The organism is Desulfuromonas sp., from assembly GCF_002868845.1.
Lineage (GTDB): Bacteria > Desulfobacterota > Desulfuromonadia > Desulfuromonadales > BM501 > BM501.
On the sequence record NZ_PKUB01000020.1, the window covers coordinates 58,582 to 74,366 of the forward strand.

The window sequence follows — 15,785 nt, forward strand, 5'->3', positions numbered from 1 at the left end:
CTCCCCATGGCACACAAAAAAGGCGTCGGTAGCTCCCGGAACGGTCGCGACAGCGCCGGCAAACGCCTCGGCGTCAAACGCTTTGGCGGGCAGCCCGTGACCGCCGGCTCCATTTTGGTCCGGCAGCGGGGCACCACCATCCACCCCGGAAACAATGTCGGCTGCGGCAAGGACTACACCCTCTACTCCCTCATCGACGGTGTGGTCACTTTTGAGCGCAAGGGCAAGGACAAAAAGAAGGTCAGCGTCTACACCGCCTGATCGTCCGGCCCGCCCGGCGAAGAGACACAACGGCAAAAGCCCGAGGTTCGCCATGAACTTCGGGCTTTTTCGTGGCAACTCAAACCCACTCCCGGCTTCTGGATTCTGGACCAATGAAATTCATCGACGAGGTCAAAATCCACATCAAGGCGGGCGACGGCGGCCGCGGCTGCCTCTCCTTCCGACGCGAGAAGTTCATCCCCCGCGGGGGACCGGACGGGGGCGACGGCGGCCACGGGGGGGACGTCTTCTTTCAGGTCGCCTCCGGCCTCTCCACCCTCCTCGACTTCCGCTACAAGGTTCACTACAAGGCCGGAAACGGCGCCCATGGCATGGGCAAGGACCGCCACGGGAAAAGCGGCGAGGCGCTGACCATCTCCGTCCCTCCCGGCACCTTGGTCTACGATGCCGAGAGCGGAGAGTTGCTCGCCGACCTGGTCGATCCGGGCCAAAGGATGCTGCTGCTGAAAGGCGGGCTCGGGGGCAAGGGCAACGCACGCTTCGCAACCAGCACCAACCGCGCCCCGCGCCACACCCAACCGGGCCTGCCAGGCGAGGAGCGCTGGCTTCGCATGGAGCTTAAGCTGCTGGCCGACGTGGGCCTGGTCGGCCTGCCCAACGCAGGCAAATCGACCCTCATCTCAGCCGCCTCCGCCGCCCGGCCCAAGATCGCCGACTACCCCTTCACCACCCTCGTCCCCAACCTCGGCGTCGTCCCCTACGGCGGCTTCAAGAGCTTCGTCATGGCGGACATCCCGGGCCTGATCCAGGGCGCCAGCGAAGGGCACGGTCTGGGTACGCGATTTCTCAAGCACGTCGAACGCACCGATCTCTTCCTGCACCTGGTCGACCTCTCGGAGATCCAGCCGGGCGACCCGGTGGAGAACTTCGAGACCATCAACCGGGAACTGGAGCAGCACAACCCCCATCTGCTTCAAAAACCCCAGCTGGTGGTCCTGACCAAGGCCGACATCACCGAGGTCCGCGAGCGGGCCGGAGAGATCCGGGCCGCCTTCGAGGCCCGCGGCTACCGTACCCTCTTCATATCCGCCGTCACCGGCGAGGGGGTCAAGGAATTGGTCCACGCCGTCGGAGATGAGCTGGAAAAGCTCCGGGAGAGACAGGCCTCGCCCGACGAGGACCCCGCCTCGCCTTGACAAGGCATGCCTCTCGGGGTAAGATTGGCGCCTCTTTTCCCTTTAAATTTTAACAACTTCCATATCTGCCTACTCCTCAATGCGCAAAAGTCTTCTAAGCCATGTCAAGCGGGTGGTCATCAAGGTCGGCAGCGGGGTCATCTCCGACGCCAACGGCCTCGCCCTGCCCATGATCGAGGCGATCTCCGCCGACATCTGCCGACTGCTCGATCGCGGCCATGAGGTCGTCCTCGTCTCCTCCGGGGCCGTGGCGGCCGGCAAGGGAGATCTCGGCATCCAGGGCCGCCCCCGCAACATCCCTCTCAAACAGGCCGCAGCCGCCATCGGCCAGAGCCGACTGATGCGGGCCTACAAGGAGAACTTCCTTCCCCGCGAGCGCAAGGTAGCCCAGATCCTGCTCACCCGGGACGACCTCGCCAACCGCCGCCGCTACCTCAACGCCCGCAACACCCTGATGACCCTCCTGGAATACGGGGTGACTCCGATCATCAACGAAAACGACACGGTGGTGGTGGACGAAATCCGCTTCGGGGACAACGACAACCTCTCTGCGCTCGTGACCAACCTGGTCGAAGCCAGCCTGCTGGTGATCCTCTCCGACGTCGACGGCCTCTACGACCGCGACCCCGGCACGGACCCCGGGGCCCGACTGATCCCCGAGGTGGAGCGCATCACCGAAGAGATCGAGACGATGGCCGGCGAAAGCGGGTCGACGCTGGGCACCGGCGGCATGACCACCAAGATCAAGGCCGCCAAGCGGGCCACCCTCTACGGGGTCGGCACGGTGATCGCCAACGGCCGCACGCCCAACGTCCTGACCCGGCTCTTCGACGGTGAGGACCTGGGAACCTACTTCTTCCCCGCCCGCCACCCTATGGCCGCCAAGAAGCACTGGATCGCCTTCACCAAGAAACCCCGCGGCAAGATCTTCGTCGACGAAGGAGCCAAGCAGGCCCTGGTAACGGGGGGCAAAAGCCTCCTTCCCTCGGGCATCAAGGGGGTCGAAGGCGGCTTCGACCGAGGCGACGCTGTGCGCCTGTGCGACCTCGAGGGGAACGAAATCGCCAAGGGGGTCATCAACTACGCCCTCGCGGAACTGCTGCGCATCATGGGCAAGAGGACCTCGGAGATCGAGGAGGTCCTCGGCTACAAGTATGGCGACGAGGTTATCCACCGGGACAACCTGGTGCTGAAAAAATAGCTGCCGGCAGGCCGCTGATGCCGAAGGAGACAACGATGAGCATTCACGATGAGATGCTGCTGCTGGCCCGCCAGACCAAAGAAGCGGGCCGGGTGATTGCCAACCTTTCCACCGCCGTCAAGGACGAACTGCTCAAGAACATGGCCGCCGCCCTGGAAGGAAACGCGGACCGGATCATCTCCGAAAACGAGAAGGACCTGTCCGCCGCCCGAGACAAGGGATTGGCCCCCGCCATGATCGACCGCCTGGTGCTCGACGAGAAACGGATCGGCGGCATGGCCGACGGCCTGCGCGAAGTGGCCGCCCTGCCCGACCCGGTGGGAGAGGTGACGGGCATGTGGCGCCGCCCCAACGGCATCCAAGTCGGGCGCATGCGCATCCCCCTCGGGGTCATCGGCATCATTTACGAATCCCGCCCCAACGTCACCGCCGACGCCGCAGGCCTCTGCCTCAAAAGCGGCAACGCGGTGGTGCTGCGCGGCGGCTCCGAGGCCATCTTCTCCAACAGCGCCATCGGCGATATCCTGCAGGGCGAGCTCGAGCGCATGGGCCTGCCCAAGGCTGCGGTCCAGGTGGTCAGAACGACTGACCGCAAGGCGGTGCTCGAACTGCTCAAGCTGGAGGAGGAAATCGACCTGATCATCCCCCGCGGCGGCGAAGGGCTGATCCGCTTTGTCAGCGAGAACTCCCGCATCCCGGTCATCAAGCACTACAAGGGGGTCTGCCACACCTTTGTCGATGCCAGCGCCGAGTTCGCCATGGCAGAGAGAATCTGCATCAACGCCAAGGCCCAGCGGCCCGGGGTGTGCAACTCAATGGAAACCCTGCTGGTCCACAAGGACATCGCCGAGACCTTCGTGCCGCAGATCGTCGATGCGATGCGCGACGAGGGCGTGGAGATTCGGGGCTGTTCCATCACCCGGGAGTTCGCCCCCCAGGTCAAGAAGGCCACGGAGGAAGACTGGCACGCCGAGTACCTCGAGCTGATCCTCGCGGTGCGGGTGGTGGACGGGCTGGAAGAGGCCATCGATCACATCCAGCGATACGGCTCCCTGCATACCGAGGTCATCGTCACCCGCGACTACGGCAACGCCCAGCGCTTCCTGCGCGAGGTCAACTCGAGCGTTGTCATGGTCAACGCCTCGTCCCGCTTCTCCGACGGCAACCAGTTCGGCCTCGGTGCGGAAATCGGCATCTCCACCACCAAGCTCCACTCCTTCGGCCCGATGGGCCTCGAGGATCTCACCACCCGCAAGTTCGTGGTCCTGGGAGAGGGACAGATCAGGCAATAGCAATCATAATCCCGGCATCCGACTGACGGCTTCCGGCCTCTGGATTCTGACTTTCGCCATGAAAACAGGCATACTCGGCGGCACCTTCAACCCGGTCCACCTGGCCCACCTGCGCATCGCCGAGGAGGTGCGCGAGGTCTGCGGACTGGACCGGGTACTGTTTCTGCCGGCGGCCGCCCCCCCGCACAAGTCCGTAGCCGAGGACGTCCCCTTCGCCCGGCGCCTGGAGATTGTTCGCCTGGCGATCGCCGACAACCCCTCCTTCGCCGCCTCGGATCTGGAGGCCCGCCGGGAGGGCAAGAGCTACTCGGTGCAGACCCTGGAGATTCTGCAGCGCGAGAACCCCGGCGACGAGCTCTTCTTCATCATCGGAATGGACTCATTCCGCGACCTCGCCTCCTGGCACCAGTACCCCCGGCTGTTCGACCTTGCCAACCTGGTCGTGGCGATGCGTCCCGGGGCGAGCGACAAAGACCCGCCCTCCTTGCTCCCCGTTGCCATGCAGGGGGAGTTCTGTTATGATTATTCCTCAAAATCGTTACGTCATCGAAGCGGCAGGTCTGTGAAATTCCTGGAGGAAACCCAACTCGACATCTCCTCCACCCACATCCGTCAACTGGTTGCCGTGGGCCGTTCGATTCGCTACCTGGTCCCCGCCGCGGTCGCCGACTTCATCGCCAGCCACGGTCTTTACCGGGGCCGGGAAAGGTCATAGTATTTTGCAGTCAAAGAAACAGGCCCTGCTTTGCGCCGCCTACGCCCTTGAAAAGAAGGCCCTCAACGTCCGCATCCTGGAAGTGACGGGGATCTCGACCCTGACCGACTACCTCCTTATCGCCTCCGGCCGCTCGGACCGTCAGGTGCAGGCCATCGCCGAATCGATCCGACTGGGGATGAAAGAGGAGCACAAGACATCGCCCCTGGCGGTGGAGGGCGTGAGCGAAGGCCGCTGGGTCCTCCTCGACTACGGGGACGTCATGGTCCACATCTTTCAGGAACCTGTGCGAGAATTCTACGACCTCGACGGCCTTTGGAGCGAAGCCCCGGAGGTCCCCCTGCCCGAGGAAGAGTCCCCGGGCAAGGCTGCAGAAGCCGGGTGAAACTGGCCCTGCTCTGCGTTGGCAAACTTTCGGCCCCCTATCTTCGCAAGGGAGCCGAGGACTACTCCGGGCGCATCCGGCGCTACCTTCCCTTTCGGGAAGCGGAGCTCAAGGAGGAGAAGGGGGGCGGGAAAAAAGCCGACCCCCGCTATATCCGCGACCGAGAGGGGGAGCGGATTTTGGAGAAGATCCCCCGGGGCGCCTTTTCGGTGGTCCTCGACGAGGGGGGCAAGGCCCTCCGCTCGGAAGAACTGGCCGGCCTTATCGACCGCCACATGGTGCAGGGGACCCCGGAACTGGTCTTCGTTATCGGCGGCGCCTACGGCTTGAATGATGCGGTGAAGAAGCGGGCCGACCTGGTCCTCTCCCTCTCCGCCATGACTTTTACTCATCAAATGGCCCGCCTGCTCCTGCTGGAGCAGATTTATCGGGGACTGACCATCCTGCGCAACGAACCATACCACAACACCTAGAGTTGCGCCGGGGTTCATGGAGGGGCAACCAAGCATGGACAATCAGCAGTTGGAAGATGCCAAGCAGCGTCTGCTGCAGATGCGCCAGGAGGTCATCCAGGATGTCCAGGGGGCGTATGCCGCCTGCCGGGAACTGGGACAGGACGGCGTACCGGACATCGGCGACATGTCCGCCACCACCTACAGCAGGGACGTTCTGTTCAACCTCAGCGAAACCCAGCAGCGCAAGCTGCGCGACATCGATGCGGCCCTCGATCGGCTCGCCAACGGGGAATACGCCATCTGCGTTCGTTGCGAAGAGGAAATCCCCCCAAAGCGCATGGACGTACGTCCCTTTTCCCGCTACTGCGTGGACTGCAAGACCGAAGTGGAAAAGTTCGGCGAATAGCACTTTCGGTTTTTTCTTTGCCCTTTTCATTCGGGCCCCTGCCCCAGGAGAGAACCATGACGATCATGTCCATTCTGCTGCTGATCATCTTCTTTCTAGCCTTCTTCATCTATTTCTCCGACCTCAACCCCCAGGACATCTCGATCGTCTACTTCTCCGACCACACCCTCACCACCTCGCTGACGGTCCTGCTTGTGGCCTGCATACTGATCGGGCTGTCCATCGGCTACATGGCTCACATCTTCAGCAGCATGCGCCACCTGGTGAAGCACTGGAAGCGGGACCGGGTGGATAAAAAAGCCCGTGACATCACCGCCACCTACCGCGAAGGGGTCGGCAGGCTCCTCTCCGGAGACGTGAAAAAGGCCGGCTCCCTGTTGCAGAAGGCCCTCGAGCGCGATCCCTCGCGGGTCGACATCCACATCGCCCTGGCCAGTGTCCATCTCCACGAGGGCAATCCCCAGGACGGGATCAACGTCCTGCTCAAGGCCCGGGATATCGAGCCAAAAAACCTGGAGGTTCTGTTCAAGCTGGCCACAACCTACTTGGCCGCCGATCAGGACGAAAGCGCGGAACAGGCCTTCGAGGACATCCTGAACATCGATAGCGGCAACCGCAAGGCGCTGCGCTCCCTGCGCGACCTGCACGTCAGGCTCGGGCACTGGCCGCAGGCCATGGAACTGCAGAAACGGGTCCTCAAGGCAGGCCCCAGCGGGGCGCGCCTGGAGGAGGAGAAACACAAACTGCTCTGCCTGCGCTATGAAATCGCCCGCCAGGCCCTCGGCGAAGAGCCGGGCAAGGCCGAGATCAAGGAACTCCAGGACATCGCCAAGCATGCGAGCGATTTCACCCCGGCCCGGGTCTCCCTCGGGGACGCCTACCGGACTCAGGGCCGGCCCGATGAGGCGGCCCGGGTCTGGCAGGAAGGCTACCTGGCCCTCGGAAAGAGCGTTTTCCTGTCGCGCCTGGAGGATCTCTACCTCGATGCAGAGGATCCCGCCTCCCTCCTTGGCTTCTACCGCACAGCCGTCGCCGAGCGCGGCGACGACCTCATGTTCCGGCTGTTCTACGGCAAACTCTGCCTGCGCCTGGAGATGGTGGACGAAGCCCTCGATCAACTGCATGTCGTGGAGGGCGCCGGGGTCGACACCCCACAGCTCCATCTGCTTCTGGGAGAGGCGAGCCGCCGCCGCGACCGCATCGAGGAAGCCATCGAGGAATACAAGAAGGCCTTGGGAGCCGACCGCCAGCTGCGCTTCGGCTACGTCTGCGAATCGTGCACGGAACCAGTCTCCGAGTGGGAAAGCCGCTGCCAGACATGCGGCACCTGGGGCAGTTTCGCCCTCGCCGGCCGCCAGGCGATCACCAAGGCCCGCCCCGCCGAAATGCGGGAGATCTATCACGGAGAAAGAAGCGCATGACCCCCAGCATCCCCCGACCCCTGACCCTGATCATCCTCGACGGCTGGGGCATCAACCCGTCCTGTACCGACAATGCCGTCTGCCAGGCCCGCACCCCGCGACTGGAAGGCCTCTTCCGTGACTACCCCTCGACCCGCCTGGGAGCCTCCGGCCTCGATGTCGGGCTGCCCGAGGGGCAGATGGGAAACTCGGAGGTCGGGCATCTCAACATCGGCGCCGGCCGCGTCGTCTACCAGGACCTGACCCGCATCACCAAGGCCATCATCGACGGAGACTTCTTCGACAACCCGGCCCTCGTCCAAGCCATGGACAAGACCCTCGCCACCGGCGGCAAGCTTCACCTCATGGGCCTGCTCTCCGACGGAGGCGTCCATTCCCACAACACCCACCTCTACGCCCTGCTGGAAATGGCCAAGAGCCGCGGCATCTCCGAGGTCTGCATCCACGCCTTTCTCGACGGCCGGGACACTCCCCCAAAGAGCGGGGCCGGCTACCTCGAAGAACTCGAGGGGGAGCTGGAGAGGATCGGTGCGGGGCGGGTGGCGACGATCACCGGACGCTACTTCGCCATGGACCGGGACAACCGCTGGGACCGGGTCGAGAAGGCCTACCGGGCCCTGACCGAGGGCGAGGGCATTGCCGCCGCCTCGAGCGCCGAGGCCATTCAGGAAGCCTACCAGGCGGGACAGACCGACGAGTTCGTCGAGCCGAGGGTCATCCTCTCCCCGGGAAGCGCCCCCGGGACCGTCGATGACGGCGACGCCGTCATCTTCTTCAATTTTCGCTCTGACCGCGCCCGGGAGATCACCCGGAGCCTCACCGAAGAGGGTTTCCGGGGCTTCGCCCGTGCCAAAGCCCCCGCCCTGGCGGCCTACGTCTGCATGTCCGAGTACGACGAGACCTTCGGCCTTCCGATCGCCTTCCCTTCCGATGCCTACCCCAACATCCTCTCCGACGTGGTGTCCCGGGCCGGCCTGACCCAGTTGCGCATCGCCGAGACGGAGAAGTACGCCCACGTCACCTTTTTCTTCAACGGCGGCAACGAAACCCCTGCGCCCGGCGAAGACAGGGTTCTCATCCCCTCGCCTCAGGACGTGTCAACCTACGACCTGAGGCCCGCGATGAGCGCCCCCAAGGTGACCGACGAGGTCGTGGGCCGGGTGACCTCGGGCAAATACGACCTCATTGTCCTCAACTACGCCAATCCCGACATGGTCGGCCACACCGGGGTGATGAACGCCGCAATCGAAGCGATGGAAACGGTGGACACCTGCGTCGGAAGGGTCGTCGATGCGGTTCTGGAGGCCGGGGGCGCCCTGCTCATCACCGCCGACCACGGCAACTGCGAGCAGATGGTGGACGACGAGGGACAGCCCCACACCGCCCATACCACCGACCCGGTGCCGCTGATCCTGGTCGATCCCCGGCGCCGGAAGGCCACAGTGCGGCCGGGCATCCTGGCCGACATCGCTCCCACCCTCCTCGAACTGCTCGGCCTGGACAAGCCCGCGGAGATGACCGGAGACAGCCTGCTGACAACCTGACCCAAAAGGCGCAGGGTCCCACAGCCCTGGCGTTTTTCGCCCATGCGATCTGCCGCATCGCTGCTCCACGCCCTCCGTGCGGAATGCTCGGGACTGCTCGACCTCCTTCTGCCCCCCGCCTGCCCCCTGTGCGGAAGACAGCTGCAGTCAGGCGGCCCGGCGGCCCCCTTCTGCTCCGCCTGCCAGAAAGGCATTCACCCTCTCGTCTCTCCCAGCTGCCCCCGCTGCGCCCTGCCCTTCACCTCCGACGCGGGAAGCGACCATCACTGCGAAGCCTGCATTCGCAAGCCCCCTCCCTTCGCCTGGGTCAGGGCCGCGGGCCTCTACGAGGACAGCCTGCGGCGAGCCGTGCAGCGCTTCAAGTACGAGGGGGCAATCTACCTGGACCGTGCCCTCTCCCACCTCCTCGCCCAAGCCCTGCAGGGTGATAGGGAGCGGTTTTGCCCCGACCTGCTGGTGCCGGTCCCCCTCCACCGGAGCCGGCTGCGCCAGCGCACCTTCAACCAGGCGCTCCTTCTGGCCCGGGCCCTGGGCCGCCGCTGGGACGTCCCGGCGGCGGCAGACCTGCTGGAGCGCACCCGCCCCACCCCCGCCCAGCAGGGCCTCGACGCCAGACAGCGGCGGCGCAACCTGAAAGGCGCCTTCGCCCTGCGCCGACCGCTGGCCGGGCGGCGGATCCTGCTTATCGACGACGTCATGACCACCGGGGCCACCGCCCGCGAATGCTCGGCCGTTTTGCTGAAAGGCGGAGCCGACGCGGTGGGGGTCGCGGTGCTGGGACGCGCCCGCCGCCACCTTCAATGAGGCTCCCGCCCGAACGGATATGGTTTTTTATGGTAGAATTGCAATCTTGAGCCCCATTAACCCATCCCCTCCGTAGAGCCATCGTCGCCTGGCTCCCGGTGCCAGGAGGCCGAACGAGTGACCCCGCAGACCGACCCGAAGGCAAGGAGTGCCGCACTGGAGAGGGACAACTCCCGCCTGCGTTCGGTTCTCGACGCCATGAGCGACCTCGCCTACATCGCCTCGAACGACTTCCGGGTGGAGTACATGAACCGGGCCATGATCGAGACCTTCGGCGATCAGGTCGGCGAAACCTGCTACACGGCCCTTTTCGGCTGTTCCGCCCCCTGCTCCTGGTGCCCCCTGCCCCGGGTCCGGGCCGGGGAGACGGTCCGCGAGGAGCGCTCCCTTCCCACGCCGCCCCGCACCTACGAGATCATCCACTCGCCCCTCCGGGATACCGGCGGCGAACTCCACAAGCTGGCCGTCTTCAGGGATATCACCGAGCGCAAGCGCTCCGAGAGGCGGCTCCGGGAAGTCAACCAGGAGCTGGACGCCTTTACCTACACCGTCTCCCACGACCTGCGCACCCTGCTCACGCCCATCATCGGCTTCGCCGAGTTTCTCCAAGACGAGTACCGCGACCGGTTGGACAGTCAGGTTCTCGACATCCTGCAGGAGATCGAAACCCAGGGACTGAAAATGCATACCCTGATGGAGGACCTGCTCGTCCTGGCCCGCCTCGGGAGCCTGCCCACCCCCACAGTGCCGGTCGATACCGGGCGGATCATCTCCGGAGTACTGCATGACATCGAGGAGCAGATCAGCGAGACAGGCGCCGAGGTGCGAACGGAGAAACTGGACCGGGTCCTGGCCCCCGAACCCCTTCTGAGCCAGGTCTTTACCAACCTGATCGCCAACGCCCTCAAGTACGGGGCGGGCCCGGGCCGGCCTGTGGTCGTCGGCTCCGAGCGTTGCGGCGACGCCACGCGCTTCTTTGTCAGGGACCACGGCCCCGGAATCCCCCCCCAGGAACGCGGCCGCATCTTCGACCTCTTCTACCGCGGAACCACCGCCGGCGCAAACAAGGGTACGGGAGTCGGGCTGGCCACGGTGCGCAAGATCGTCCGGCTGCTCAACGGCCGGGTCTGGGTGGACGAAACGCCCGGCGGTGGCAGCACATTCTGGATGGAGCTGCCCTGCGACTCTCCCCCTGCTCACCGAGAAGGCCGCCAGGGTTCGCCCACCTCGGACTGACCCCCTGTGCCGCGACAAACCCGGGCATCTTCCGAAGCCAGGGCCCGAAGGGTCCCCCACTTCCTCGCCGCAGACCATTGCCACCTGCCCATTCCGCCCCGAGCTCCACAGAACCCGCCCCCCTCCGTTTTTGTTTGAAAAACCACCACGAATTGGGGTAACAATGCGGTCTCGGACCAACCACTTTCGAACGGTCCATGTTTTTACGAGGCAAAAGGGAGGAAGCGATGGAGAAGCTCTTCAGGGGAATCACAAAGTTCCAGCTGGAAGATTTCGAGGCTCACCGCGATTTGTTTAAAAAACTTGGCAGGACTCAGCAGCCGCATACTCTCTTCATAGGCTGTTCCGACTCCCGGGTGGTTCCGAACCTGATCACCAAGACCCATCCCGGAGAGCTCTTCACGGTCAGGAATATCGCCAACATCGTCCCCCCTTACCGAATAACCGAAGAGTACGTCGCCACAACGTCGGCGGTCGAATATGCCGTTCAGGTCCTCAATGTCGATACCATTGTGGTCTGTGGCCATTCCAACTGCGGAGGCTGCGCCGCGCTAAATGCCCCGGCCGACTCCCTGGAACATATACCGCACGTGCGCAAATGGCTGGAGGCCTCCGATGAGGTCAAGGGGCGCGTCGACAACCTGATCACCAGCGATTCACCCGAGGAGCGCGAGTGGCTCACCGAGCAGATCAACATTCTGGTGCAAATGAAGAATCTGCTGACCTACCCCTATGTTCAGGAAAGATTCAAGGATGGCAAACTGAATATTTTCGGCTGGTATTACATCATCGAAACCGGCGAGATCTACAACTTCAACGATGAGAATGCCTGCTTCGAGCTGATTTCCTAAGAGCTCCGGGCGGCCAGCCAGGGGATGGGGGCTGCCGGGGCCGATCAGGGCTCGGCATCGCAGGTCTGGCTTCAGCCCCTGGAAAAGAGAACGGGGCCGACATCCCTATGGACCAGATGTAAAAGGAAAGACCCTCCGCACACGGCAAGCCCCCACCCGCCTAGCGGGTTCCCCACGGATCGCTGGAGAACTGCTCGCGCAGTCGCTCCTCAGGTATCTGTTCGAAAAACTCCTCCCGGGAGAAGGAGAATTTGTAGCCGGAGCAGTACTCCGAAAGAACTTGGTAGGCGGCGTTGATGCGCCGGATCTGCTCAGGGTCATCCGGGTCGCCGCCGTCGGGGTGAAAGCGCTTGACCAGCTCACGGTGCCTGGTTTTGATCTGACGCAATGAGACCCGGTCGGAGAGCCCGAAGGTCTTCAGGGCCTGCTGCAGCACTTCAAAGGTCATTTTCAGCTCCGAGGGATAGATTTTCCCGCCGCCAGGCGATATTTCCACCCCTTTTATCACGCCCTTCCTTCCGCGGCAACGCCTCCCCCCCCGCTCACCACCGACCCGGGAGCCACGACAGGCCCCCTTTCATAACGCCGTTATACTATTAATGGTATTTTTTACCTTGACTTCCCAGTGGAGGCTGTTATCCTATTTTCGTTCCTGAGCCGAAGACGCTGACGTCCCCAAAGGAGAACAGCCATGGAAGACCTCTGGAAAGTCCGCAAGATAGGGTACCGCCTAGGCGACATCGCGGACCGGGCCGAGTACGACCGCCTCGTGAATAGGTTCCACCGGGAGGAAGAGAAAGCCAACCGGGAGAACCTCCTCTTCGGCCGAATCCCCTTCTGCCGCAACACCCCAAACGATTCCGAGTAAGCTCCCCCTCCGAGGAGATCGTCCGGCCCCCTGCCCAAGCAGCGGGGCCGATCTCTTTTGGCACCGTCCGACCCTCCAAGCCCCTTGCCTGGCCAGCCTTTTCTGTGCTACAAACACCCATCGGACAGCAACAATTCAACCGGAGGCGGTGTTTGACCATGGATATGGAAATCCTTCCCCTGACCGAGAAAAAACCTCTCCCCAAAGACGAGTCGAGTCTCGTCTTCGGCAAGGAGTTCACCGACCGGATGTTCCTCATGGAATACCAGACCGGTCGCGGCTGGCATTCGGCCCGGATTAAGCCCTATGCCCCCTTCATCCTCGACCCGGCGGCCATGGTCCTGCACTACGCCCAGGAGATTTTCGAGGGGCTCAAGGCCTTCCGCAGGGAAGACGGCACCGTCGCGCTGTTCCGTCCCGCGGACAACGTCGCCCGCTTCAACCGCGGCGCCCGGCGCATGTGCATGCCCGAAGTGGACGAGGCCTTTTTCCTGGAGGCCATCAAGAAGCTGGTCAAGATCGAGGAGGAGTGGGTGCCCCGCAGCGAGGGAACCAGCCTCTACATCCGGCCGACCATGATCGCCACCGAGCCGATGCTCGGGGTGCGACCCGCCGACCAGTACTACTGCTACGTCATCCTCTCCCCCGTTGGAGCCTACTACAAGGGGGGGCTGGCCCCGGTCAAGATCTGGATATCCGACCACCATGTGCGCGCCGCCCACGGCGGCACCGGCGAGGTCAAGACCGGTGGCAACTACGCCGCCAGCCTCTACGCCGCAAGGGAAGCGGCGGCCAAGGGGTACGACCAGGTCCTGTGGCTCGACGCGAAGGAGAAGAAATACATCGAGGAGGTCGGCAGCATGAACATCTGCTTCCTCTACGACGGCAAACTGGTCACCTCCCCCCTGCACGGCACCATCCTCGACGGCATCACCCGCCGTTCCGTCCTCGCCCTCGCCCGGGAGATGGGCCGGGAGGTTGAGGAGCGGGCCCTCTCCATCGACGAGATCTTCGCCGGCGCCGAGAGCGGCCGACTGACCGAAGCCTTCGGCACCGGGACCGCCGTCGTCGTCTCCCCCATCGGCCAGTTCACCTACCGGGACAAAACAGTCGTCCTGGGGGACGGCAAGACCACCGGCGAGTTCACCAAGAAACTCTACGACACCCTGACCGACATCCAGTACGGCCGCGTTCCCGATCCCCACGGCTGGGTCGAAACCCTCTGACCGCCCCCCAATTTCCCGACCTCAAGCCCCCGCCCTCCGGCGGGGGCTTTCTTTTTTTCAACCATGACCCGTTGGACTCCGGAGAAGAAAAGGGTGTCCTCGGCCGGCCTGAACCGGTGAAATAAAACACTTGAGGCTCCCACAGGTTCGCCAAGAACTTCCTGAACCCTTGGGGAACCCTATCGCTTGCGCTATGGTCCGCCAGGCGCTCACGGATTCAGATTCAGGACCGCCTCTTCTGCCAGCAGAACCTGTCCATTCTTTAGGCAGGCCCTTCCCGCGCCCCCCTCCCCGAAAACTCCAAGCCCCCGAAAAAACTGGACCGTATCGAACGGCACAGGCCTTGCTATTCCATCCAGAGCCACTAAACTTGACCCGACTCAAAGCAATGACGCTTTCTTTCCGGAGGTGCAAAGATGCCCAGACCTCGTTCCATCTTCCCCTGCCTTCCCCTGCTCCTGCTTCTGCTCTTCGCCTCCCCCGCCCTTGCCGGCGAGGGACTCGACAGTGGCGATACCGCCTGGGTGATCGTCTCTTCGGCCCTGGTGCTGCTGATGCTCCCGGGCCTGGCACTTTTCTACGCCGGGATGGTTCGCTCCAAGAACGTCCTCTCCACCAGCATGCACACCTTCGCCGCCATGGCCATTATCGGCGTGCAGTGGGTGGTGATCGGCTACTCTCTCGCCTTCGGCGGGGAGGGGAAGTTCATCGGCGGCCTGGCCAACGTCATGCTCGCGGGAATCACCCCCGAGAGCCTCTCCGGAACCATCCCGACTTATGTCTTCGTCATGTTCCAGGGGATGTTCGCCATTATCACCGCGGCCCTCATCTCCGGTGCCGTGGCCGAACGGATGAAATTCTCCACCTACTGCGTCTTCATCCTGCTCTGGTCGACCCTCGTCTACGACCCCCTGGCCCACTGGGTATGGGGTGACGGGGGCTGGCTCGCCTCTCACGGCGACCTCGACTTCGCCGGCGGCACGGTGGTCCACCTCTCCTCCGGCATCACGGCCCTGGTCGCCGCCCTGATGCTCGGCAAACGCAGGGGCTACCCGGTCGAGCGCATGTTCCCCCACAACCTCCCCATGACCCTGCTCGGCGCGGGCCTGCTCTGGTTCGGCTGGTTTGGCTTCAACGCCGGAAGCGCCCTCGCCTCCGACGGCAACGCCGCCCTCGCCTTCACAACCACCCAGACCGCAGCGGCGGCCGGCGCCCTGTCGTGGATGCTGATCGAGTGGATCAGGGTCGGCAAGCCGAGCGCCCTGGGCGTCGCCTCGGGCATCGTCGCCGGGCTCGTGGTCATCACTCCCGCCGCCGGGTTCGTTACCCCCGGTGCGGCCCTCATCATGGGTCTGCTCGCCGGCCTGGTCTGCTACAGCGGGGTAATGCTGAAGCACAAGCTAGGCTACGACGACTCCCTCGACGCCTTCGGCGTTCACGGCGTCGGCGGCGCCTTCGGCGCCATCGCCACCGGGGTCTTCGCCTCCGTCGGGGCGACCGGCCTGATCGCCGGCAATCCCATGCAGGTCTGGATTCAGTTTGTCGGCGTGCTGGCCGCCGGCGCCTATGCGGTCGTCGTCACCTACGTCCTGCTGACGATCCTCAAGGCCACCATGGGCCTGCGTGTGGAGCAGGAAGACGAGATCATCGGACTCGACCAGACGGCCCACTCCGAAACGGGCTACAACTTCTGATCTTGGCCCGCACCTGAAAAACCGAAAGCGCCCCCCGAGCGGGGGCGCTTTTCGTGTACCCTGAATACACAACTGTGTATCAAACAGTCATCCAACCATCCCCTGCGACATCTCCACGGAACGATCACCCCGCTGCGGCGCGGCCCAAACGCCCCACAAAGCACCACACAACAGGTGTTTACAAAAAAAACACAAAACTCCTCCCGCACATCCCCACAGGGGCACCAAGATTGCATATGAGTTAAAGTCCTGGTGCAACCCCACGGGAA

The 15,785-nt window shown here is 63.9% G+C and carries 17 protein-coding genes; 16 read left to right on the forward strand and 1 reads right to left on the reverse strand.

What is annotated here, in order from left to right:
* Positions 1–6 precede the first annotated feature (6 nt).
* The 13 genes from rpmA to C0617_RS06310 all read left to right on the forward strand — a co-directional run bounded on the left by rpmA (position 7) and on the right by C0617_RS06310 (position 11,728).
* On the forward strand, positions 7–261 hold the full coding sequence (rpmA, locus tag C0617_RS06250) for a 50S ribosomal protein L27 (protein WP_291316156.1): 255 nt from the start codon (positions 7–9) through the stop codon (positions 259–261).
* Between the two features lie 113 nt (positions 262–374).
* Positions 375–1,418: a GTPase ObgE gene (obgE, locus tag C0617_RS06255; RefSeq protein WP_291316157.1), complete on the forward strand. Its 1,044-nt coding sequence runs from the start codon at positions 375–377 to the stop codon at positions 1,416–1,418.
* Between the two features lie 79 nt (positions 1,419–1,497).
* Positions 1,498–2,619: a glutamate 5-kinase gene (gene proB, locus C0617_RS06260; RefSeq protein ID WP_291316158.1), complete on the forward strand. Its 1,122-nt coding sequence runs from the start codon at positions 1,498–1,500 to the stop codon at positions 2,617–2,619.
* 35 nt (positions 2,620–2,654) lie between these two features.
* Positions 2,655–3,911 (forward strand): glutamate-5-semialdehyde dehydrogenase, encoded by a 1,257-nt coding sequence (locus C0617_RS06265; protein ID WP_291316159.1) that lies wholly within the window; start codon positions 2,655–2,657, stop codon positions 3,909–3,911.
* A 58-nt stretch (positions 3,912–3,969) separates the two neighbouring features.
* Complete coding sequence (nadD, locus tag C0617_RS06270; RefSeq protein ID WP_291316160.1) at positions 3,970–4,626, forward strand: nicotinate-nucleotide adenylyltransferase; 657 nt, start codon at positions 3,970–3,972, stop codon at positions 4,624–4,626.
* Positions 4,627–4,630: 4 nt separating this feature from the next.
* Positions 4,631–5,011 (forward strand): ribosome silencing factor, encoded by a 381-nt coding sequence (gene rsfS / locus C0617_RS06275; RefSeq protein ID WP_291316161.1) that lies wholly within the window; start codon positions 4,631–4,633, stop codon positions 5,009–5,011.
* The gene (locus tag C0617_RS06280) at positions 5,008–5,484 is read left to right on the forward strand and encodes a 23S rRNA (pseudouridine(1915)-N(3))-methyltransferase RlmH (protein ID WP_291316162.1); all 477 of its coding nucleotides are present in this window, start codon (positions 5,008–5,010) and stop codon (positions 5,482–5,484) included. Before rsfS ends, C0617_RS06280 begins: the two co-directional genes overlap by 4 nt.
* A 34-nt stretch (positions 5,485–5,518) precedes the next feature.
* Entirely contained in the window at positions 5,519–5,872 is a 354-nt protein-coding gene (locus C0617_RS06285; protein ID WP_291316163.1) for a TraR/DksA C4-type zinc finger protein, read from the forward strand.
* Between the two features lie 56 nt (positions 5,873–5,928).
* On the forward strand, positions 5,929–7,293 hold the full coding sequence (locus C0617_RS06290; RefSeq protein WP_291316164.1) for a tetratricopeptide repeat protein: 1,365 nt from the start codon (positions 5,929–5,931) through the stop codon (positions 7,291–7,293).
* Positions 7,294–7,301: 8 nt separating this feature from the next.
* Positions 7,302–8,837 carry a 2,3-bisphosphoglycerate-independent phosphoglycerate mutase gene (gpmI, locus tag C0617_RS06295; RefSeq protein ID WP_363324346.1) on the forward strand — a complete coding sequence of 512 codons (1,536 nt, stop codon included), beginning with the start codon at positions 7,302–7,304 and terminating at the stop codon, positions 8,835–8,837.
* Positions 8,838–8,879: 42 nt separating this feature from the next.
* A complete protein-coding gene (locus tag C0617_RS06300) occupies positions 8,880–9,641 on the forward strand; it encodes a ComF family protein (protein ID WP_291316166.1) in 762 nt (253 codons plus the stop codon).
* Between the two features lie 117 nt (positions 9,642–9,758).
* Positions 9,759–10,877, forward strand: coding sequence for a PAS domain-containing sensor histidine kinase (locus C0617_RS06305; RefSeq protein ID WP_291316167.1), 1,119 nt, complete (start codon positions 9,759–9,761; stop codon positions 10,875–10,877).
* A gap of 227 nt (positions 10,878–11,104) precedes the next feature.
* The gene (locus tag C0617_RS06310) at positions 11,105–11,728 is read left to right on the forward strand and encodes a carbonic anhydrase (protein WP_291316168.1); all 624 of its coding nucleotides are present in this window, start codon (positions 11,105–11,107) and stop codon (positions 11,726–11,728) included.
* A 160-nt stretch (positions 11,729–11,888) separates the two neighbouring features.
* Here C0617_RS06310 and C0617_RS06315 read toward each other — a convergent pair whose 3' ends face one another.
* Positions 11,889–12,176: a J domain-containing protein gene (locus C0617_RS06315; RefSeq protein WP_291316169.1), complete on the reverse strand. Its 288-nt coding sequence runs from the start codon at positions 12,174–12,176 to the stop codon at positions 11,889–11,891.
* Between the two features lie 243 nt (positions 12,177–12,419).
* On the opposite strand from C0617_RS06315, the gene C0617_RS06320 reads away from it, so the two are divergent.
* From C0617_RS06320 to C0617_RS06330, 3 genes are all read left to right on the forward strand, one after another.
* Entirely contained in the window at positions 12,420–12,596 is a 177-nt protein-coding gene (locus tag C0617_RS06320; protein ID WP_291316170.1) for a hypothetical protein, read from the forward strand.
* 158 nt (positions 12,597–12,754) lie between these two features.
* Positions 12,755–13,822, forward strand: coding sequence for a branched-chain amino acid aminotransferase (locus C0617_RS06325; protein WP_291316171.1), 1,068 nt, complete (start codon positions 12,755–12,757; stop codon positions 13,820–13,822).
* Between the two features lie 416 nt (positions 13,823–14,238).
* Positions 14,239–15,516: an ammonium transporter gene (locus tag C0617_RS06330; RefSeq protein WP_291316172.1), complete on the forward strand. Its 1,278-nt coding sequence runs from the start codon at positions 14,239–14,241 to the stop codon at positions 15,514–15,516.
* Positions 15,517–15,785: the final 269 nt, after the last annotated feature.